Below are 18,348 nucleotides of genomic sequence, written 5' to 3'. Positions count from 1 at the left end.
CACCGTTCACGGTATGGCAAGAGGCGCTTACTCCACACGCGACGAGAACAGAAACAGTTACCCCAGCTAACAATAAAACTAACTCTTCTTCTTTGACGCGCGCGCATCCGAGCCATGGTGCTGGTGCCAACCGCCGAGCTGCGCCATGATGCGCGCGCTCGATCTGTTCAGCGCAGCCGCCGGAGGCCGGTCGCTTGGCCTCCATCGCGCCGGCTTCATCACCGTTGCTGCCTGCGAGATCGTCAAATGGCGGCGCATCCTTTACGCAGAGAACAATCCTCATGTCCGCCTCTACGACGACATCCGTGGACTCACGGCAGCTCGCCTTGTTTCCGACCTTGGAATACTCCCCGACATCATCGTCGGCAGCCCGCCCTGCCAGGACATCTCCAGCGCCAACACCAAAGGCAAGGGGATCGAGGGCGAACGGTCGGGCCTCTACCTTGAAGCCGTCCGCCTGGTCGGAGATTGCCGCCCTCGCTGGTTCGCTTTTGAGAACAGCGCTAATCTCAGAACTCGCGGCGCTGACCGAGTGCTCGGCGAGCTGGAAGCGCTCGGCTACGCCACAGAACCGTGCGTGGTGGGTGCTGCGGACGTCGGCGCCAACCATATACGCAAGCGGTCATGGCTCATCGGCTATGATCCCGAGCAGCTTGCCAACACCCATGGCCTCGGATGGAATGAAAGACGCCGCAGGCGGCGGAGCGGGATCGACATATCCGCTGCGGGCAATCCTGGCGACTCCGAGGAAATCGGATGCGGATCGAGGTGGCAGGGGCGACGTTCTCAGCCAGTTGCAGGGCCATGCCAGCCGCCATGCGGGTATGCTGCCGACGCCGGTGAAGCCGAATGGCGGGCGCAGGTTGAGTCCGCGGGAAATCGAGACGGGCAAGCGGGAGAACGGGACGAAGGCGCAGATCGACACGCCGAACCTCTTGCGCCACGCGGCGGAAATCCTGCCGACACCCACGAAACGCGACAGCCGCATGGACGGCTGGAGCCCGGCCTACGATCGGCGCAATTCGCCGACGATGGATGCGGTGATGGATGGCGCGATGACCAATCGTGCGCCGGACAGATGGGCGGGAGCGCGGGCGCTGGCGGCGATGCTGCGGAGCCATGGGCTGACTGGAACGGCGGTCTTGCCCATCACCTACGGCTGGATGATGGGCTTTCCGCCTGGGTGGCTGACACGCGCATTGCGCTCGGCAGTCGCAAAGGGACTGCTGCGGCCAGCCTGATCGTCGAGGCGTTCGGCGACGCCGTTCTTCCGCAAATCCCAGAAGCCATCGGGCGCGCCATTCTGCGCACTGAAGCTGCACTCGACGCGGTGCTCGCCTGTACATCCTTAGACATTCCCGGAGAAGAACAATGACCCGGCGCACCTTTCCCGGCGCGCGCGGACGCGGTCTTGCGGATGCACCACCCTTCATCACGCTGGTCGAACTGACGTTTCAGCGGAAGAAGGTCGAACACTGGATACGCTTCGGGCGCAAGAGCTACGAACAGATCATCGACCGCCGCCGCAGCGTCGTCGGGTTTGCGCCGGGCAGCGTCTTCGCCTTCGTCCGATGGGCGAATGGCGAGCATGGCACGGTCGTCTCCCGCATCGATATCGTGCGGGCCATCGGGCGCGGTGAGCCATTCCAGACATTGCCGTTCGTCCGCCCCGGCGGCGAAATCCTGTTGCGCCTCGATGGCTGGCCGAAGGTGCAGCGCGGTCTTGCCGCCATCGACGCCGTGGAATCGCTCGGCCTCGATCCGGCCGACGCCGCACCGGAGCATTGGCGGCACGTCCACAACCGTTTGACCGCCAATCTGGAGCCGCACGCCTACACGCCCGAGCGACATGCCGCGTGGCTTCATCGCCGAAGAATCGAGCCATGACGCGCCGCCGCACCCTCACGGTGACGGCGCTCGCCGCCATCGGCATCGCCGCCGCCAGCGCCGTCAATTGGCCCGTGAAACTCATCTGGAACGCGACGGCCAGCGCACCCATCGGCTTCTACACCGTCGAGCCGGCCGAGCGGATCGAGGTGCACGAGCTGGTCGCCGTCATGCCGCCCGAACCGCTCGCGGCCTTCATGGTTGAGCGCGGTTATATCGCGCGCTGCGTCCCGCTGTTGAAGCGCGTCTTGGGCCTGCCGGGACAGCGGGTTTGCCGCTTGCGATCCACGATCACGGTTGATGGGATCGAGATGGGCGAGGCGCTGGACCGTGACAGCCTCGGCCGCGATCTCCCCGCCTGGCAGGGCTGCCGCGTCATCGGCGACGACCAGCTTTTCCTCATGAATTGGGAAGTCCGCGACAGCCTCGACGGCCGTTATTTCGGACTAACCCCCGCAACTTCCGTCATCGGCCGAGCGGTCCCGCTCTGGACTGATGAGGAAGGCGTCGGCCGCTACGAGTGGCGCGCGCCGACGCACTGAAACCACCCCGAGAACCAACCGCAGGAGATTTTCCATGGCACAGATCGGCCAGGCAATCAGCAGCGGCGATAGGCGCGCCACATCATGGCATTATGCCGTCCTGTTGCTGGCCGGAGCGCTTTTCGTCTGCGCCGGATCGGGCGTCGCGGTCGCGCAATCCGCGCCCGTCGGGCGCCCAGCCGCCGCTCATCCCTATGCGGCCCACATCGCCGAGGCGTCGCAGCGTTTCAGCATACCGGAGCATTGGATCGTTGCGGTGCAGCACGCCGAGAGCGCGGGCGATGTGCGCGCGGTCTCAATGGCCGGGGCGATGGGATTGATGCAGGTGATGCCCGACACATGGGCGGGCCTGCGCATCCGCTACGGCCTCGGCCGCGATCCCTACGACCCACGCGACAACATACTCGCAGGCACGGCCTACCTGCGCGAAATGTTCGACCGCTACGGCAATGTCGCGGCGATGCTGGCGGCCTACAATGCCGGTCCCGGTCGCTATGACGATTACCTTGCGACCGGCCGCACCCTGCCGGCTGAGACGCGGGCCTATGTCGCTGCGCTCGCGCCGATCCTCGGCGGCGCGGCTGCAACCGAACCGCCGTCATCGGCACCGCCACCGCCGCCCGATTGGCGCGAGGCACCGCTGTTCGTCATGCGTGCAGGCGACGTGCGGGCTGTCGCCGCGCCGCCGTCCGACGCGCGATCCGGCGACGGCCGCGCGACCGTTCCGGCGCGCGATCCCGTGGAGTCGGAGTCACAGGGCGACAGCATTTTCGTCGCCGACGCGAGCGCGGGAACGCCATGAGGGCGGCGTTCCCGCGCTCGGCGGCGCTCATTCCGGTGTCCAGTCAGGCAGGTTTTTGCCCGGCTGGATTCCCGGCAGGAGGGGCAGAGAAGGCAGAAAGGGCGGAGGGCAAGATTAAAGAAGACGGCACCATATCGGGCCGCTTCTGGAAATTATTGTTGTCTGCACACTGGTTAGGTGCCCGGTTCCGGCACCATGGTTTTGAGGGGCCGCGTACCGCGATTTCGCGCAAAGCCTTGGCTTTGCAGGGTTTCGAGCGGCACCATAGGCCCATATCGGCCTGTTTTCGGCGGTTTTTGCTGGAGTCGCGCCCATGAGCGCCGACGACGAAAACCGCTTCCGTGCGAAGCCCGGACGTATCCAATCCGACGTGCCGAAGGCCGGGAGACCCAAGAGCTTTTTCACGCAGGTCAGGAAGATCACCCGCCAGTATCAGGCAGCGGCCGCCCGCGATCCTTCCATGCCGTCACCCGGCCGCCCGTCATCGCAGGGGCGGTCCCGCGCCATGGTCGCCAGCGGCAAGGGCGTGAAGCGCGGCCGGGGCGCGAGCTTCGTCCGCGCCCGCAACATCTCCGGTCAATGGCATCATCGCCAGTCCGGCAGCCGCCGCGTAATCGTCAAGCAGCGCAGCGTTCGGGCCGCGTGGAAGGGCGGCCGCGCCCGCGCGCATCTGCGCTATGTCCAGCGCGACGGCACGTCACGCGACGGCGAGCGCGGCCGGCTCTATTCGGCAACCGAGAACCGCGCCGATGGCGACGCCTTCCTTGATCGCGGCAAGGACGACCGCCACCAATTCAGATTCATCGTCTCGCCCGAGGACGGCGCGGAGCTGTCGGACCTCACGGCCTACACCCGCGATTTCATGAAACAGGTGGAAGCGGACCTCGGCACGAAACTCGATTGGGTCGCCGTCAATCACTACAACACCGGCCATCCCCATGTGCATGTGATCGTCAACGGCCGCGACGATGCCGGCGGGGATCTGGTCATCAACGGCGACTACCTTTCCGCGGGCCTGCGCGAACGCGCCAGCGAGCTTGCCAGTCTGGAACTCGGCCCCGTGACCGAGATCGAGCAGACCCGCAAGCTGTCGGCCGAAATCGACCAGGACCGTTTCACTCGGATCGACCGCGCCATGACCGAGGAAGCCGATGCCCGTTTCCTCGACCTGCGCCATGAACCGGCAGAGCCGAGGCGGCAGTTCGAGCGGACGCTGCGCCTGCGCAGGCTTGGCAAGCTGGAGAAGATGGGGCTGGCGACCGAGCACGCGCCCGGCGTTTGGGAATTGAGCAAGGACATGGAACCGGCCCTGCGCGAGTTGGGCGAGCGCGGCGACATTATCCGCACCATGCAGAAGGCGCTCGGCCCGCAGGGCGGCGAACGCGATCCCATGAGTTTCCAAATCCATGACGGAGCGCCCGAGACGCCCATCGTCGGCCGCGTCGTGGACAAGCATCTGTCCGACGAGCTGGGCGAGAACCTGACCATTGTGGTGGACGGCATCGACGGGCGGACGCACCACATCGCCGGCATCGCGCCCGAGCGGTTGGAGGATGCCCGCATCGGCAGCATCATCGAGATCGGCCCGGCCGAGGCGACGGCCCGGCCGTCCGACCGCACCATCACGGCCATCGCCGAGGACGGAATCTATCGGCCGAGCCGCCATCTGGAGCAGGCGAAGTTCGAGGGCCGCGTTCCCGGCGGCGATTATGAGGGCTATGTCGATGCCCATGTCCGCCGGCTGGAGGCATTGCGCCGGGCCGGGATCGTCGAGCGGATCGACGCCGACCAATGGCGCATCCCCGATGATCTGATCAGCCGCGCCGCCATCTATGACGCAGGCCGCGACCGGCAGGCCAGCGTTCGCGTCCTTTCCCCGGTCGATCTTGGCAAGCAGATCGGATCGGACGGCGCGACATGGCTGGACCGGCGATTGATCCATGGCGAAACGGCCGACCTTGCCCCGACCGGGTTCGGCCAGCAGGTGCGCGAGGCCATGGACCAGCGCCGCGAGCATCATGTCGAACAGGGCGACGCCACCCGAGCGCGGAACGGCCGCATCTTCTATCGGCGCAACCTTCTCGCCACCTTGCGCGAGCGGGAGGTTGCCCGCGTCGGCGCGGAGATGGTCGAGAGCAAGGGGCTGCCGTTCCGCGCCGCCATGGACGGCGAAAACGTCAGCGGCAAGTTCACCAGCACCGTGCAGCTATCCAGCGGCAAGTTCGCCGTAGTCGAGCAATCCCACGAGTTCACCCTTGTCCCGTGGCGGCCGGTCATCGACCGCCAGCTCGGCCGCGAGATTATGGGCGTCGTGCAGGGCGGATCGGTGTCGTGGCAGTTGGGGCGAACACGCGGACACGCCATATAGAACAAATAGCTGGAGTTCGCATCGCTTGAATGATCAATTCGATGTAGTTTGGAAGCTCTAGCAAAGGGCTGCCCATTACAACCCACTCCGAGGCCAGTGTTGCGCTGCGTGACCTCAGCTTTTGTATTTTCGGAAGAACGTGCCTGGAGGCACGCCGACCACCTGCCGGAACTGATTTGTCAAATGTGCCTGATCGCTATAGCCGAGCTGCTGGGCGATTTCCGCCCATCCGCTATCGGCACTATCCACGCGCATTGCCGAGATGGCGCGAATCTGTCGCCTGATCCAGACAAGACTTACCCCAACGGCATCATGGAACAATGCCTCCAATGTGCGAACGCTCATCGCAGATGATTCCGCGATAGCTGCAATTGGAAGCTCGGGTTGATGCCAGCATCTCTTGAGGATCTGCTCCACCAGAACGGTCTTAGGCGCCCGGCGGGTAGGTAAACGCGTGATGGTGTCGAATAGCGTATTTGCCATTGTGCTGAAATCGTCGCTGGACATGAGCGACTGCACCCAGCCCGTAGTTAGCGACGGATGCAACATTTCGGACGGAAACTCCAGATTCCTGATGCTGGCCACTGGCCGCGAATAGAACGGGTGGAACCCTCCTGGTTTAAAGCGCAGGCCCGCGATACGACCCGAACCGAAAAGCTCGTGGCATTGGCGCTCTGTCTTTACACCCGCCACCATGGCCGTTGCGCTCGTCAGCACGAGATTGACGCAGGGCATGGCTAAGACCTCGACCGGAAATTTCGTGCCGGGCGGGACGGACCATTCAGCAACCCAGAAATGATCTAGGAACGGCACCAACGGCGATGGCGGCGCAAAACGTTCCATCCGCAAAGCAGGGCGGTCGGACGCGGGGTGCAATATCCCCTCATCGGTAGGGAACAGAGCTACGCTTTGATCTGCGGAAATATTCAATACGCTGCTCGATTTTATACCTAGGCTGAAAGTCACACCCTAATCTCAGGAGCCAGTGATGCAATCGCTTTATGAAACTGAATCTTCGTCATTTTTCCCGGTATCACCTGAGGCCGCTTGGAGTGCCCTAATCGACCCGGCAAAGGTCCGCCAGTATATGTTCGGAGCGCAGGTTGAAAGCTCCGGTATCGTCGGCGGACCCATTTCCTATCGCTACGAATGGGAAGGCAAGGTTTTCTTCGATCGGGGGACAATCACAGCTCTGGAGCCACCCCGCTTGTTGGCGATGACCGTGGCGCGGGAAACCGACTCGGGACACGCTGTGCCGGATGGCCACAATACCCTGGCATTTGAAGTCCGGCCCGAAGGGAATGGGTGTCGCGTCCTAATCCGGCAGGGCAACAATCCGTCACAGGAGCTTGCCGACAGATCCAAACAGAACTGGGATGTCGTGCTAGGCCAGCTTGGCGAGTTTTTGACGCGAACGGAATAAATTCTGCACCTGCCTATCCTTCAATAGCAAAGCTTAGCGAGTCTTGCTGCTACGCGGTGAGGTTCTCGACGCTCGCTTCCTAAATTGCTCTCACTTGTCAACAAGGACGCGATCTATACGTGACCGAAGTACAGTGTCACCGTTTGCTTTTTCAATTCCGACACGCGAACTGAGAATTCATGGTTGGCATCAGGGCTCGTGCGTTGCGAGAGCAACCAGACGCCTCAATCCAACATAGAAGCGGAACCTTCGATCCATGCGGCGACGTTCAGCATCTACTACCGATTGTCAATTCGGGATGCCGACCTCGCTCGGCTCGCGCATCCCCTTGGCGTCCCTGATCCAAACGCTTGCCGTCGCCGAATATCTCAACTTCCGCCACGCCGCCAAAGCGCTCGGCGTAGCGCAATCCAGCGTCAGCGCCCGAGTGAGGGCGCTGGAAGAAGACCTTGGCATCCTCCTGTTCGAGCGTCATGCGCGCGGTGTCCGGTTGACCGAGGCCGGACGCCACTTCGTCGAGCGAGTGACGGTCGGCGTCGATCAACTCGACCATGCGGTGAAGACCGCAGGTATGACGGCGGTGGGTGAGTGCGGCCGGCTTCGTATCGGCATCCACGCTCTGATCCCGGGCAGTTTCCTCTCCGAGCTGATCGGACGGTATCGGGAGGCCCATCCTGGCATCGAGGTCGAAATCACCGAAGGCACGGTCCGCGATGCGGTCATGCAGCTTCGTGCCGACACGCTGGACGTGGTGTTCGTCGCAGGCACGCCCGAACTGCCCGACTGCCATTCCCGGCGCATATGGACCGAACCGCTCTTGGCGGTGTTACCGGAGCAGCATCCGCTCTCCGCGCGGTCGGCCGTTACTTGGGCCGATCTGGCGGGCGACACGTTCCTTGTCCGGCATGGCGGCACCGGCCCGCAGGTCCATAGTCATATCGTCCTGCGCCATGCCGGACGCTCGCCCGCGCCGTCGATCCTGCGCTTCGACGTGGGGCGCGGCGCGCTGCTGTCCATGGTCGGACAGGGCTTCGGCATCACTATCGTCGGGGCAGCCACTGCGCTGTTGCCGACAACCGGCATCGTCTTCCTGCCCTTCGCCGACGAGCCGGAGCCGGTTGCCTTCACCGCAGTCTGGTCGCCGTTCAATCGCAGCGCCGCACTGCAAAATCTGCTCGACCTCGCAGGCAAGATGAACCGTGACAGCGATTCGCCCAATCGGTTGCGCGGTGGCACTCGGACGGAACTATAACAGTGAAGGCGATCCGTCCTATTTGCCGCCGATAGTATCCGGCAGCCCTCCCGCATCCTCTTTCCTGTTGCCTGTCGCGATTTTGCCTATTCTCTGATCGGCTCCGTCTCTTTTGTCGACTGGAGCCTGTATTGCGTGGAAGCCGAATCCTTTGGGGTCAAATCGCTGTCGTCTTCACCATCGTTCTGGCGATGACGTGGGCGGCTACTCAATGGGCCGCGTGGCGGCTCGGCTTTCAGGCGCAGCTTGGAGCGCCGTGGTTCGAGTTGGCGGGCCTGCCGGTCTATTACCCGCCCGCCTTCTTCTGGTGGTGGTTTTCGTTCGACGCCTATGCGCCCGCGATCTTCGTCGAGGGCGGCATCATCGCCGTATCGGGCGGCTCCCTCGCCATCGCCGCCGCCATCCTTATGTCCATCATCCGGGCGCGTGAAGCGCGCAATGTCGCCACATATGGATCGGCGCGATGGGCCGAGGATCGGGAAATCCGCAATGCCGGACTGCTCGACCCCGATGGCGTTGTGCTCGGCCGATACGACAGGAACTATCTGCGCCATGACGGTCCCGAGCATGTCCTATGCTTCGCTCCGACGCGCAGCGGCAAAGGTGTCGGGCTGGTGGTGCCGACGCTGCTGACATGGCCGGCATCCGCCATCGTTCACGACATAAAAGGCGAGAACTGGACGCTGACAGCGGGCTTCCGCGCGAAGCATGGCCGCGTGCTGCTGTTCGATCCGACCAACGCCAAATCGTCGGCCTACAACCCGCTGCTGGAGGTCCGGCAAGGGGAATGGGAAGTCCGCGACGTGCAGAACATCGCAGATATTCTGGTCGATCCCGAAGGCAGCTTGGACAAAAGGAACCATTGGGAAAAGACCAGCCATAGCTTGCTGGTCGGCGCGATCCTGCATGTTCTCTATGCGGAGAAGGACAAGACGCTGGCGGGCGTCGCCAACTTCCTGTCCGACCCGCGCCGCCCGGTCGAGGCGACCTTGCGCGCCATGATGGATACGCCGCATCTCGGCGAAGCAGGCGTTCATCCCGTCATCGCGTCGTCGGCCCGCGAACTGTTGAACAAATCCGAGAACGAACGGTCGGGCGTGTTGAGCACCGCCATGTCGTTTCTCGGCCTCTACCGCGATCCCGTGGTGGCGCGGGTGACGGAGCGATGCGACTGGCGCATTGCCGATCTGGTCGGCAGCCGCCAGCCCGTCACGCTCTATCTGGTCGTGCCGCCGTCCGACATAAACCGCACCAAGCCGCTCATTCGATTGATCCTCAATCAGATCGGCAGGCGGTTGACGGAAGAATTGACTACCTCCGGCGAACGCCATCGGCTGCTGCTGATGCTGGACGAGTTTCCGGCGCTCGGCCGGCTCGATTTCTTTGAATCGGCGCTCGCCTTCATGGCGGGCTACGGCATCAAAGGCTTCCTGATCGCGCAGAGCCTCAACCAGATCGAGCGCGCCTATGGGCCGAACAACGCGATCCTCGACAACTGCCACGTCCGCGTCAGCTTTGCCACGAACGACGAGCGCACCGCGAAGCGGGTGAGTGACGCACTCGGCACCGCGACCGAGCTGCGCGATTCCACCAACTATGCCGGGCACAGATTGGCCCCGTGGCTCGGGCATCTCATGGTCTCGCGGCAGGAGACGGCCCGGCCGCTGCTCACGCCCGGCGAGATCATGCAGCTACCGCCCACCGATGAAATCGTGATGGTCGCGGGCACGCCGCCGATCCGCGCCACCAAGGCCCGCTACTATGAGGATGCACGGTTTCAGGAACGCATCCTGACCCCGCCCGATCTGGCCGCCGCTCCGCTGGCGCCCAGCCCATCCGCCGATGATTGGTCCGGCCGGGTGGTCGCAGCGGATAGCCGTTCCGCCTCGGCCGCCGCAGACGCGGCCGAGGGCGATCCGGCCAATGCCGGAATCCGCCGCGAGCCGGAATTGCCAAGCCAAGAGGAAATCGTCGCCCCGCCGCCGTCACCCGAACAGGAATTCGAGTTTCTGGACGACGAGCCGGACGTTGACGCGGCCAAGGCCCGCGCCATGCGCCAGCGCATGAGGATGGTGGCGCGGCAGGTGGCGATGAACCCCGATGACGGAATCGACCTTTGAGGATACGCCCATGACCACACGCACCCGCCTGAATATCTATTTCGACCCCGCGCTCATTCCGCAGATCGAGGCGATGGCGTTGCGCCGCTCGGTGGCGCTGCGCCGCAATGTCTCGAAATCCGCCATCGTGGAGGCGGCGGTCATGTCCTACCTATCCGGCGATGCCGACGACCAGCTTGAAGCCGCCATGTCTCGCCGCTTGGACAAGCTCGGCCGCCAGATCGACACGCTCGACTTGGATCTCGCCGTCCTCGGCGAGACGGTGGCGCAGTTCATCCATTACTGGATGACGATTACACCGCCTTTACCGGATGCAGCGAGACAATCAGCCCGTGCCAAAGCGGCAGAGCGGTTCGAGGGCTTCATGCAAACCCTCGGCCGGCGTCTGGCGACGGGCGACAGGTTCCTCAAAGAGCTGTCGCGGGATATGCCGGGCGATGAGCCCTATGATTTAGCGGCAGAGCCGCAGACCATTGAACGCGGTACATAAGGTCTATATGATCCATCGAAGCAGAAGGAGATTTATGCGCAGAGGTTTCTAGTGAGCCGCATCGAGCGGTGTCTTTCGGCACGATGATTTGCCGATCCTTTTCGCATGTCTTTTCTGCAGGAATATCATGACACAAAATGACGTTGTTATCCGGCCATTCAATTTGGCATCGGACACAAGAACGCTGTCAGCCATATGGCTCGACGCCTCCCTCATCGCGCATCCCTTCATCGGCAGGCAGCGTCTGCTGGAACAGCGGCTGCTGATCGAAGACAAGTACTTGCCCAATTCCGAGACCTGGGTTGCCTGCCAAGGCAACAAGTCGCTCGGCTTCATCAGCCTCCTCGACAAATTCGTCGGCGGCATTTTCGTTGCACCCGGACAACAGGGAAAGGGTGTCGGACGCCAGCTGATCGCCTTCGCGCTAGAAAGGAAAAGGGAACTGACACTCGAGGTTTATACACAGAACGAACAGGCCATCCGCTTCTATACAAGCCTTGGTTTCAGAGAAATCTCGCGTCGTCCTTACGATGATGAGGGCTTGCCGTTCGAGAACGCGCGATTGACGCTGAGCACGTAAACCTCAGAGAGGGCAGGTTAATTTCCCGCCCTCTCACCAATGAGGGCAATCTCACTCGTTACCGCATCTGCCAGTTCGTCTGTCGGCTTCTCGCCTTGCAGTCTGAGAACCGGAGCCGTTTGCTGTCCAAGCCAGCGTTCATGTTGAGCGAGGTTCCGCCCGGTGAAGCTGGGATCATCATAGCCAGACGCCCATGTCCGAAACGCAACATGCGCGTCGTGCATGTCACCGCCGGGAAGGATGCGATCACCGTGGCGAGCCGCCTCGCGCAGGTCGAGACGTTGCAACCTGATGGCGGCGGGCGTGTAAAGAAAGACAATCAGGCCAACGTCCCGGATCAGGGCCTCTCCCCATCCGATGAAGGAGCCGGTCAATACCCATCCATCGGACGCAGCTTGCCGTTCTGCAATCAGTTTCACGCGATCTTCGGGCGGGCGCTTGACGCTGAACGGCGGGTCGGTCGGCATCCAGTAGAAGTCATCGACATCGATATGTGGAATGTCGAACGGGTTTGACAGGGCCGCACCGAGCGTCGAGACGCCGGAACAGGAAGCTCCCGTTATGTATATTTTCGGCTTGCCGTGCATTCAGATCGATTCCCTTTTCATACCTGCCTTCATATTCATGCGGCTTGACCCGCTCAACATAGGCTGCCCCACCCATCCTATTTGCCGCCGATCGCCGCCGATGCCCGCACGCGCGTAAATACTTGTTGAACCGGCCCGATTTCGGTCTTTCTTAATCGACCCCGATCCGGGGATTGCCTGTTGCGCCCCGCCAGAAGCCGGGGCCGACATGACTAGCAACCACCACAGACAGGAAGCGATCCAGCGTGGCGCGCGCATGTTGCGCACCGCGCTCGGCCCCGCAATCGCCCGGCTGCTCGAAGACCCGGCCGTGGTCGAGGTGATGCTGAATCCGGACGGCCGCCTTTGGGTGGACCGGCTGTCCGAAGGGCTGTCCGATACGGGCGAACGGCTGTCCGCCGCCGATGGCGAACGCATCGTGCGCCTGGTCGCCCATCATGTCGGCGCGGAGGTTCATCCGCGCAGCCCGCGCATCTCGGCCGAACTGCCGGAGTCGGGCGAAAGATTCGAGGGGCTTCTTCCGCCAGTCGTCGCCGCGCCGGCCTTCGCCATCCGCAAACCCGCCGTCGCGGTGTTCACGCTCGACGACTATGTGGCCGCCAGCATCATGTCCGCCGATCAGGCGGAAACGCTGCGCGAAGCCGTCGCAGCCCGCGCCAATATCTTGGTGGCCGGCGGCACTTCCACCGGCAAGACCACGCTGACCAACGCGCTGCTCGCCGAGGTGGCGAAGACGCAGGATCGCGTCGTCATCATCGAAGATACGCGCGAGCTGCAATGCGCCGCGCCCAACCTTGTCGCCATGCGGACGAAAGACGGCGTGGCGACGCTTTCCGATCTGGTCCGGTCCTCGCTGCGCCTGCGCCCCGACCGTATTCCCATTGGCGAGGTGCGCAGTGCCGAAGCCCTCGACCTTCTGAAAGCGTGGGGCACCGGCCATCCGGGCGGGATCGGCACCATTCACGCCGGCACCGGCATCGGCGCGCTCCGTCGCCTTGAACAGCTCATCCAGGAGGCTGTCGTCACCGTCCCGCGCGCGCTGATCGCCGAGACTATCGACCTTGTTGCCGTCCTTTCCGGGCGCGGTTCCGCGCGCCGGCTGGCCGAACTTGCCCGCGTCGAGGGGCTGGGGCCGGACGGCGACTACCGCATCACCCCCGCAATCCCCACCAGCACAGGAGAATCTTCATGATCCGCACGCTCACGCGCGGCTATCGCTTCGCCGCGACCGCCGCATCCACCCTTGCCATCAGCCTCATGCTCGCCCCGGCCGCCCATGCGTCCGGTTCGTCGATGCCGTGGGAAGCGCCCCTCCAAAGCATCCTCCAGTCCATCGAGGGGCCGGTCGCCAAGATCATCGCCGTCATCATCATCATCGTGACCGGCCTGACCCTCGCGTTCGGCGATACCAGCGGCGGTTTCCGTCGCCTCATCCAGATCGTGTTCGGCCTTTCCATCGCGTTCGCGGCGTCGAGCTTCTTCCTGTCGTTCTTCTCTTTCGGCGGCGGGGCGCTCGTTTGATGGCGGGCGGCCTCGAACAGCTCGACGCGGTGCCGGGCTTCTCCGTCCCGGTCCACCGGGCGCTGACCGAGCATATCCTGCTCGGCGGCGCACCGCGCGCCATCGCGATTCTGAACGGAACGCTGGCCGGGGCCGTGGGCCTCGGCCTGCGCCTCTGGCTGGTCGGCATCGCCATCTGGGCAATCGGCCATTTCGCGGCGGTATGGGCAGCGAAACGCGATCCTCAATTCGTCGAAGTCGGGCGGCGGCATCTGCGCATCCCGGCTTTCCTGTCAGTGTGAGGGCGCGGCCATGATGAACCTTACCGAATATCGCCGCACCGCCACCCGGCTCGCCGACTATCTGCCATGGGCTGCACTGGTCGGCTCTGGCGTCGTCTTGAACAAGGACGGCAGTTTTCAAAGGACAGCGAAGTTTCGCGGTCCCGATCTGGATTCCGCCGTCGCCGCCGAACTGGTCGCCGTCGCCGGCCGCATCAACAATGCCGTCCGCCGCCTCGGCTCCGGCTGGAGCATCTTCGTCGAAGCCGTTCGGCTTGCGGCTCCGCAATACCCGGAAAGCAAGTTCCCCGATCCTGCGTCGGCACTGGTCGATGCCGAGCGGAAAGCACAGTTTGAGGAACAAGACGCTCACTTCGAGTCCCGATATTACCTGACTTTCCTCTGGCTCCCGCCTGCCGATGAGGCCGCGCGAACTGAGGCATGGCTCTACGAGGGCCGCGAGAAAACCGGCGTGGACCCGTGGGAGCTGCTGCGCGGCTTCATCGACCGCACCGACCGCGTGCTGGCGTTGCTCGACGGCTTCATGCCCGAGTGCCGTTGGATGGATGACGGCGAGACGCTGACCTATCTCCATTCAACCATCTCGACCAACCGGCATCGCGTGCGCGTGCCCGAGGTGCCGATGCACCTCGACGCGCTGCTCGCCGACCAGCCCTTGACCGGCGGGCTGGAGCCGCGCCTTGGCGACGCGCATCTGCGCGTCCTGACCATCGTGGGATTCCCCACCGCGACGACGCCGGGCCTGCTGGACGAAATGAATCGCCTGCCGTTCCCCTACAGGTGGAGCACGCGGGCGATCCTGCTCGACAAGACCGACGCGACGCGGCTGCTGACCCGCATCCGCCGCCAATGGTTCGCCAAGCGCAAGTCCATCGCCGCAATTCTCAAAGAGGTGATGACGAATGAGGCGTCCGCGCTGGTGGATACCGACGCGGCCAACAAGGCGCTCGACGCCGATATGGCCTTGCAGGAACTTGGGGCGGACGTGGCGGGCATGGCCTATGTCACGGCCACCGTCACCGTATGGGATGCCGACCCGCGCCTTGCCGACGAGAAGCTGCGCCTGGTCGAGAAGATCGTTCAGGGCCGCGACTTCACCGCCATGCCCGAGAGCGTCAACGCGGTTGACGCATGGCTCGGCAGCCTGCCCGGACACACTTACGCGAATGTGCGGCAGCCACCCATCAGCACTTTGAATCTCGCCCACATGATTCCGCTTTCGGCGGTGTGGGCGGGGCCGGAACGGGACGAGCATTTCGGCGACGCTCCATTGCTTTACGCTAGGACCGAAGGCTCAACCCCGTTCCGGTTGTCTTTGCATGTCGGTGACGTAGGCCACACCCTTGTCGTCGGCCCCACGGGCGCGGGCAAGAGCGTGTTGCTCGCCCTCATGGCGCTCCAGTTCCGGCGCTATGCGGCCAGCCAAGTCTTCGCCTTCGACTTTGGCGGCAGCATCCGCGCCGCGTCGCTCGCCATGGGCGGGGATTGGCACGATTTGGGCGGTGGCCTCACGGAAGGGGACGAGGCGTTCGTTTCGCTCCAGCCGCTTGCCCGCATCCACGACACCTATGAACGTGCATGGGCGGCGGACTGGATTGCGGCCATCCTCATGCGCGAGGGGCTGGCGATCACGCCAGAGGTGAAAGAGCATCTTTGGACGGCGCTGACCTCTCTGGCGTCCGCGCCGGTCGAGGAACGCACGATCACGGGCCTCAGCGTTCTGCTGCAATCCAACGATCTGAAACAGGCGCTCCGGCCGTTTTGCGTCGGCGGTGCCTATGGCCGGCTGCTCGACGCCGAAGCCGAACATCTCGGCTCGGCCGATGTGCAGGCGTTCGAGATCGAGGGCCTTGTCGGGACCGGCGCGGCCCCGGCCGTCCTGTCCTACCTGTTCCACCGCATCGGCGACCGGCTCGATGGGCGGCCGACGCTGCTCATCATCGACGAGGGCTGGCTTGCGCTGGACGACGAGGGTTTCGCCGGCCAGCTCCGCGAGTGGCTGAAAACGCTGCGCAAGAAAAACGCATCGGTCATCTTCGCCACGCAAAGCCTGTCCGACATTGACGGCAGCAGCATCGCCCCCGCCATCATCGAGAGCTGCCCGACGCGGCTCCTGCTGCCGAACGAGCGCGCCATCGAGCCGCAGATTACCGAGATTTACCGGCGTTTCGGGTTGAATGACCGGCAGATAGAAATCCTCGCACGGGCCACGCCCAAGCGGGATTATTACTGCCAGTCACGGCGCGGCAACCGGCTGTTCGAGCTTGGGCTGTCCGAAGTCGGCCTCGCGCTCTGCGCCGCATCCGCCAAATCCGACCAGACGCTCATTGCACAGATCGTCACTGAGGCCGGCCGCGACGGCTTCCTCGCCGCGTGGCTACGCGCGCGCGGCGTCGAATGGGCGGCCGGCCTTATCCCGAACCTCACCAATCTTGCTGACCGACCAGAAACCACCGCGCCGGCCCGGCTCGATACCCACCCCACACAGGAGATTCTTCCATGACCTATTCCAAGATCGTCGGGGCCTCGGCCCTCGCGCTGGCGCTCGCCGTGCCCGTAGCCCTCTCGCCGATGGCGGCGGCACCGGCTCACGCCCAGCTTTTCGGCCGGATCGTCTATGACCCGTCCAACTACGCGCAGAACGTGCTCACGGCCGCGCGCACGCTGGAGCAGATCAACAACCAGATCACCAGCCTCCAGAACGAGGCGCAGATGCTCATCAATCAGGCCCGCAATCTGGCGAGCCTGCCGCATTCCTCGCTCCAGCAACTCCAGCAGAACGTCCAGCGCACGCAGCAGCTCTTGGGCCAAGCGCAGAACATCGCCTTCGAGGTCGGCCAGATCGACCAAGCGTTCCAGAGCCAATATGGCAATGTCTCGCTTTCGACGACCGACGCCCAGCTTGTCGCCGATGCGCGTAGCCGGTGGGAGAACACGGTCGGCGGCTTGCAGGACGCCATGCGCGTGCAAGCGGGCGCGGTCGGCAACATCGACGCCAACCGGGCCGAGATGGCCGCGCTGGTCGGCCAGAGCCAAGGCGCGACCGGAGCTTTGCAGGCAACGCAGGCCGGCAACCAGCTCCTTGCCCTCCAGTCGCAGCAGCTTTCCGACCTGATCGCCGTCATCTCGGCGAACGGCCGCGCCGACGCGCTCACGGAGGCCGAGCGCGCGACCGCCGCCGAACAGGGTCGCATCCAGCGCGAGCGGTTCCTGACGCCCGGCGGCGGCTACCAGCCCGGCAACGCGCAGATGTTCAACAACGGCAACAACTAACCCGGAGGCTCGCCATGGACGGCAAGATGCTGGCGCGGCTTGCAGCCGTTGTGTTCATCGCCATCGCCGTCACGGCGACCGCAATCGACATGGCGCGGAAGGGCGAGCCTTCCGCGCCGCCCCCGGCCTCGGCCTTCCAGCCGCCGGCCGATCCCCTGCGCGAAACCCTGCGCCGCTGCCAGCAGCTCGGCGAGGCGGCGGGGAACGACACCGATTGCCTCGCGGCATGGGCTGAATCCCGCGACCGCTTCCTCGGTCGTGACCGCAGCGAGGTGCGCTGACCATGGGCAACACCGGCGTCATCGACAATTTTCTTGGGGTCTTCACCTCCTACATCGACTCAGGGTTCGGCCTGCTCGGCGGCGAGGTCGCCTTCATCGCCACGACGCTGATCGTCATCGACGTGACGCTCGCCGCGCTCTTTTGGGCATGGGGCGCGGATGACGACATCCTCGCCCGCCTCATCAAGAAGACACTGTTCGTCGGCGTCTTCGCCTACATCATCTCCAACTGGAACAACCTCGCCCGGATCGTCTTCGAGAGCTTTGCCGGTCTCGGCCTCATGGCATCGGGGACGAGCTTTTCCGTTGCCGACCTGATGCGGCCGGGTCGCGTGGCGCAGACCGGCCTCGACGCCGGCCGGCCGCTGCTCGATTCCATTTCTGACCTGGTGGGCTGGATCGCGTTCTTCGAGAACTTCATCCAGATCGCGTGCCTGCTGTTCGCATGGGCGCTGGTCGTGCTGGCCTTCTTCATCCTCGCCATCCAGCTTTTCGTCACGTTGATCGAGTTCAAGCTGACCACGCTCGCCGGCTTCGTGCTGATCCCCTTCGGCCTGTTCGGCAAGACAGCGTTCATGGCCGAAAAGGTCTTAGGCAACGTGGTGTCCTCCGGCATCAAGGTTCTGGTGCTCGCCGTCATCATCGGCATCGGCTCGACCTTGTTTTCGCAGTTCACGGCCGGTTTCGGCGGGGCGACCCCGACCATCGACGACGCCATGGCGATTGTGCTGGCGGCCCTGTCGCTGCTCGGCCTCGGCATCTTCGGTCCCGGCATCGCCAACGGCATCGTCTCTGGCGGCCCGCAGCTCGGCGCGGGCGCAGCCGTAGGAACCGGGCTTGCGGTCGCAGGTGCAGGCGTCGCCGCTGGCGGCGGGGCCATGCTTGCCGCCAAGGGCGGCGCTGCCGCCCTGTCCGGTGGGGCCGCGGCCGTCCGCGGCGGC

The 18,348-nt window shown here is 64.3% G+C and carries 19 protein-coding genes and 1 pseudogene; 18 read left to right on the top strand and 2 right to left on the bottom strand.

The annotated features are described in order from the left end of the window. Nucleotides 1-145: 145 nt before the first annotated feature. From KYK29_RS21990 to KYK29_RS22655, 6 genes and pseudogenes are all read left to right on the top strand, one after another. A complete protein-coding gene (locus KYK29_RS21990; protein WP_254693024.1) occupies nt 146-1,375 on the top strand; it encodes a DNA cytosine methyltransferase in 1,230 nt (409 codons plus the stop codon). Then, nucleotides 1,372-1,887, top strand: coding sequence for a DUF2840 domain-containing protein (locus tag KYK29_RS21985; RefSeq protein WP_254693023.1), 516 nt, complete (start codon nt 1,372-1,374; stop codon nt 1,885-1,887). The genes KYK29_RS21990 and KYK29_RS21985 overlap by 4 nt, the downstream gene beginning before the upstream one ends. Then, entirely contained in the window at nt 1,884-2,429 is a 546-nt protein-coding gene (locus KYK29_RS21980) for a S26 family signal peptidase (RefSeq protein WP_254693022.1), read from the top strand. The genes KYK29_RS21985 and KYK29_RS21980 overlap by 4 nt, the downstream gene beginning before the upstream one ends. A 34-nt stretch (nt 2,430-2,463) precedes the next feature. Continuing rightward, complete coding sequence (locus KYK29_RS21975) at nt 2,464-3,231, top strand: lytic transglycosylase domain-containing protein (protein WP_254693021.1); 768 nt, start codon at nt 2,464-2,466, stop codon at nt 3,229-3,231. A 313-nt stretch (nt 3,232-3,544) separates the two neighbouring features. After that, nucleotides 3,545-4,192: pseudogene (locus KYK29_RS22660) on the top strand (relaxase/mobilization nuclease domain-containing protein); the annotation flags it as partial. A 174-nt stretch (nt 4,193-4,366) separates the two neighbouring features. Then, nucleotides 4,367-5,599, top strand: a complete 1,233-nt coding sequence (locus tag KYK29_RS22655; RefSeq protein ID WP_437437287.1) for a DUF3363 domain-containing protein — start codon at nt 4,367-4,369, stop codon at nt 5,597-5,599. Nucleotides 5,600-5,713: 114 nt separating this feature from the next. Here KYK29_RS22655 and KYK29_RS21965 read toward each other — a convergent pair whose 3' ends face one another. Next, nucleotides 5,714-6,529, bottom strand: coding sequence for a helix-turn-helix domain-containing protein (locus KYK29_RS21965; RefSeq protein ID WP_254693020.1), 816 nt, complete (start codon nt 6,527-6,529; stop codon nt 5,714-5,716). A 58-nt stretch (nt 6,530-6,587) separates the two neighbouring features. On the opposite strand from KYK29_RS21965, the gene KYK29_RS21960 reads away from it, so the two are divergent. The 5 genes from KYK29_RS21960 (at nt 6,588) to KYK29_RS21940 (ending at nt 11,464) form a co-directional block, all read left to right on the top strand. Further along, nucleotides 6,588-7,022 carry an SRPBCC family protein gene (locus KYK29_RS21960; protein WP_254693019.1) on the top strand — a complete coding sequence of 145 codons (435 nt, stop codon included), beginning with the start codon at nt 6,588-6,590 and terminating at the stop codon, nt 7,020-7,022. Between the two features lie 298 nt (nt 7,023-7,320). Further along, nucleotides 7,321-8,274 (top strand): LysR family transcriptional regulator, encoded by a 954-nt coding sequence (locus KYK29_RS21955; RefSeq protein ID WP_254693018.1) that lies wholly within the window; start codon nt 7,321-7,323, stop codon nt 8,272-8,274. 131 nt (nt 8,275-8,405) lie between these two features. Beyond that, on the top strand, nt 8,406-10,394 hold the full coding sequence (locus KYK29_RS21950) for a conjugal transfer protein TraG (RefSeq protein ID WP_254693017.1): 1,989 nt from the start codon (nt 8,406-8,408) through the stop codon (nt 10,392-10,394). A 10-nt stretch (nt 10,395-10,404) separates the two neighbouring features. After that, complete coding sequence (locus KYK29_RS21945; protein ID WP_254693016.1) at nt 10,405-10,884, top strand: CopG family transcriptional regulator; 480 nt, start codon at nt 10,405-10,407, stop codon at nt 10,882-10,884. Between the two features lie 127 nt (nt 10,885-11,011). After that, the gene (locus KYK29_RS21940) at nt 11,012-11,464 is read left to right on the top strand and encodes a GNAT family N-acetyltransferase (RefSeq protein ID WP_254693015.1); all 453 of its coding nucleotides are present in this window, start codon (nt 11,012-11,014) and stop codon (nt 11,462-11,464) included. Nucleotides 11,465-11,481: 17 nt separating this feature from the next. On the opposite strand, the gene KYK29_RS21935 is transcribed toward KYK29_RS21940, so the two are convergent. Then, the gene (locus KYK29_RS21935) at nt 11,482-12,051 is read right to left on the bottom strand and encodes an ATP-binding protein (protein WP_254693014.1); all 570 of its coding nucleotides are present in this window, start codon (nt 12,049-12,051) and stop codon (nt 11,482-11,484) included. A 208-nt stretch (nt 12,052-12,259) separates the two neighbouring features. Here KYK29_RS21935 and trbB point away from each other — a divergent pair, with 208 nt between their 5' ends. The 7 genes from trbB to trbL form a co-directional block, all read left to right on the top strand. Further along, a complete protein-coding gene (gene trbB / locus KYK29_RS21930; RefSeq protein ID WP_254693013.1) occupies nt 12,260-13,243 on the top strand; it encodes a P-type conjugative transfer ATPase TrbB in 984 nt (327 codons plus the stop codon). Further along, on the top strand, nt 13,240-13,572 hold the full coding sequence (locus KYK29_RS21925; protein WP_136161842.1) for a TrbC/VirB2 family type IV secretion system protein: 333 nt from the start codon (nt 13,240-13,242) through the stop codon (nt 13,570-13,572). The genes trbB and KYK29_RS21925 overlap by 4 nt, the downstream gene beginning before the upstream one ends. Next, nucleotides 13,572-13,853, top strand: coding sequence for a VirB3 family type IV secretion system protein (locus tag KYK29_RS21920; RefSeq protein ID WP_254693012.1), 282 nt, complete (start codon nt 13,572-13,574; stop codon nt 13,851-13,853). Before KYK29_RS21925 ends, KYK29_RS21920 begins: the two co-directional genes overlap by 1 nt. Before the next feature lie 10 nt (nt 13,854-13,863). Further along, the gene (trbE, locus tag KYK29_RS21915; protein WP_254693011.1) at nt 13,864-16,356 is read left to right on the top strand and encodes a conjugal transfer protein TrbE; all 2,493 of its coding nucleotides are present in this window, start codon (nt 13,864-13,866) and stop codon (nt 16,354-16,356) included. Further along, on the top strand, nt 16,353-17,126 hold the full coding sequence (trbJ, locus tag KYK29_RS21910; protein ID WP_254693010.1) for a P-type conjugative transfer protein TrbJ: 774 nt from the start codon (nt 16,353-16,355) through the stop codon (nt 17,124-17,126). The genes trbE and trbJ overlap by 4 nt, the downstream gene beginning before the upstream one ends. A gap of 14 nt (nt 17,127-17,140) precedes the next feature. Continuing rightward, entirely contained in the window at nt 17,141-17,407 is a 267-nt protein-coding gene (trbK-alt, locus tag KYK29_RS21905) for a putative entry exclusion protein TrbK-alt (RefSeq protein ID WP_254693009.1), read from the top strand. Nucleotides 17,408-17,409: 2 nt separating this feature from the next. Continuing rightward, a partial coding sequence (trbL, locus tag KYK29_RS21900) for a P-type conjugative transfer protein TrbL (protein ID WP_254693008.1) occupies nt 17,410-18,348 on the top strand: 939 nt, incomplete at its 3' end.

This window comes from Shinella daejeonensis (assembly GCF_024281235.1).
Lineage (GTDB): Bacteria > Pseudomonadota > Alphaproteobacteria > Rhizobiales > Rhizobiaceae > Shinella > Shinella daejeonensis.
The sequence above is the reverse complement of the archived record's forward strand: the minus strand, read 5'-3'. Positions and strand labels throughout refer to the sequence as shown.

Bases quoted from the DNA above. Each gene is read 5' to 3' on its own strand.
- KYK29_RS21990 (WP_254693024.1), top strand. From the start codon at position 146: ATGATGCGCGCGCTCGATCTGTTCAGCGCAGCCGCCGGAGGCCGGTCG.
- KYK29_RS21985 (WP_254693023.1), top strand. From the start codon at position 1,372: ATGACCCGGCGCACCTTTCCCGGCGCGCGCGGACGCGGTCTTGCGGAT.
- KYK29_RS21980 (WP_254693022.1), top strand. From the start codon at position 1,884: ATGACGCGCCGCCGCACCCTCACGGTGACGGCGCTCGCCGCCATCGGC.
- KYK29_RS21975 (WP_254693021.1), top strand. From the start codon at position 2,464: ATGGCACAGATCGGCCAGGCAATCAGCAGCGGCGATAGGCGCGCCACA.
- KYK29_RS22655 (WP_437437287.1), top strand. From the start codon at position 4,367: ATGACCGAGGAAGCCGATGCCCGTTTCCTCGACCTGCGCCATGAACCG.
- KYK29_RS21960 (WP_254693019.1), top strand. From the start codon at position 6,588: ATGCAATCGCTTTATGAAACTGAATCTTCGTCATTTTTCCCGGTATCA.
- KYK29_RS21955 (WP_254693018.1), top strand. From the start codon at position 7,321: ATGCCGACCTCGCTCGGCTCGCGCATCCCCTTGGCGTCCCTGATCCAA.
- KYK29_RS21945 (WP_254693016.1), top strand. From the start codon at position 10,405: ATGACCACACGCACCCGCCTGAATATCTATTTCGACCCCGCGCTCATT.
- KYK29_RS21940 (WP_254693015.1), top strand. From the start codon at position 11,012: ATGACACAAAATGACGTTGTTATCCGGCCATTCAATTTGGCATCGGAC.
- KYK29_RS21935 (WP_254693014.1), bottom strand. From the start codon at position 12,051: ATGCACGGCAAGCCGAAAATATACATAACGGGAGCTTCCTGTTCCGGC.
- trbB (WP_254693013.1), top strand. From the start codon at position 12,260: ATGACTAGCAACCACCACAGACAGGAAGCGATCCAGCGTGGCGCGCGC.
- KYK29_RS21925 (WP_136161842.1), top strand. From the start codon at position 13,240: ATGATCCGCACGCTCACGCGCGGCTATCGCTTCGCCGCGACCGCCGCA.
- KYK29_RS21920 (WP_254693012.1), top strand. From the start codon at position 13,572: ATGGCGGGCGGCCTCGAACAGCTCGACGCGGTGCCGGGCTTCTCCGTC.
- trbE (WP_254693011.1), top strand. From the start codon at position 13,864: ATGATGAACCTTACCGAATATCGCCGCACCGCCACCCGGCTCGCCGAC.
- trbJ (WP_254693010.1), top strand. From the start codon at position 16,353: ATGACCTATTCCAAGATCGTCGGGGCCTCGGCCCTCGCGCTGGCGCTC.
- trbK-alt (WP_254693009.1), top strand. From the start codon at position 17,141: ATGGACGGCAAGATGCTGGCGCGGCTTGCAGCCGTTGTGTTCATCGCC.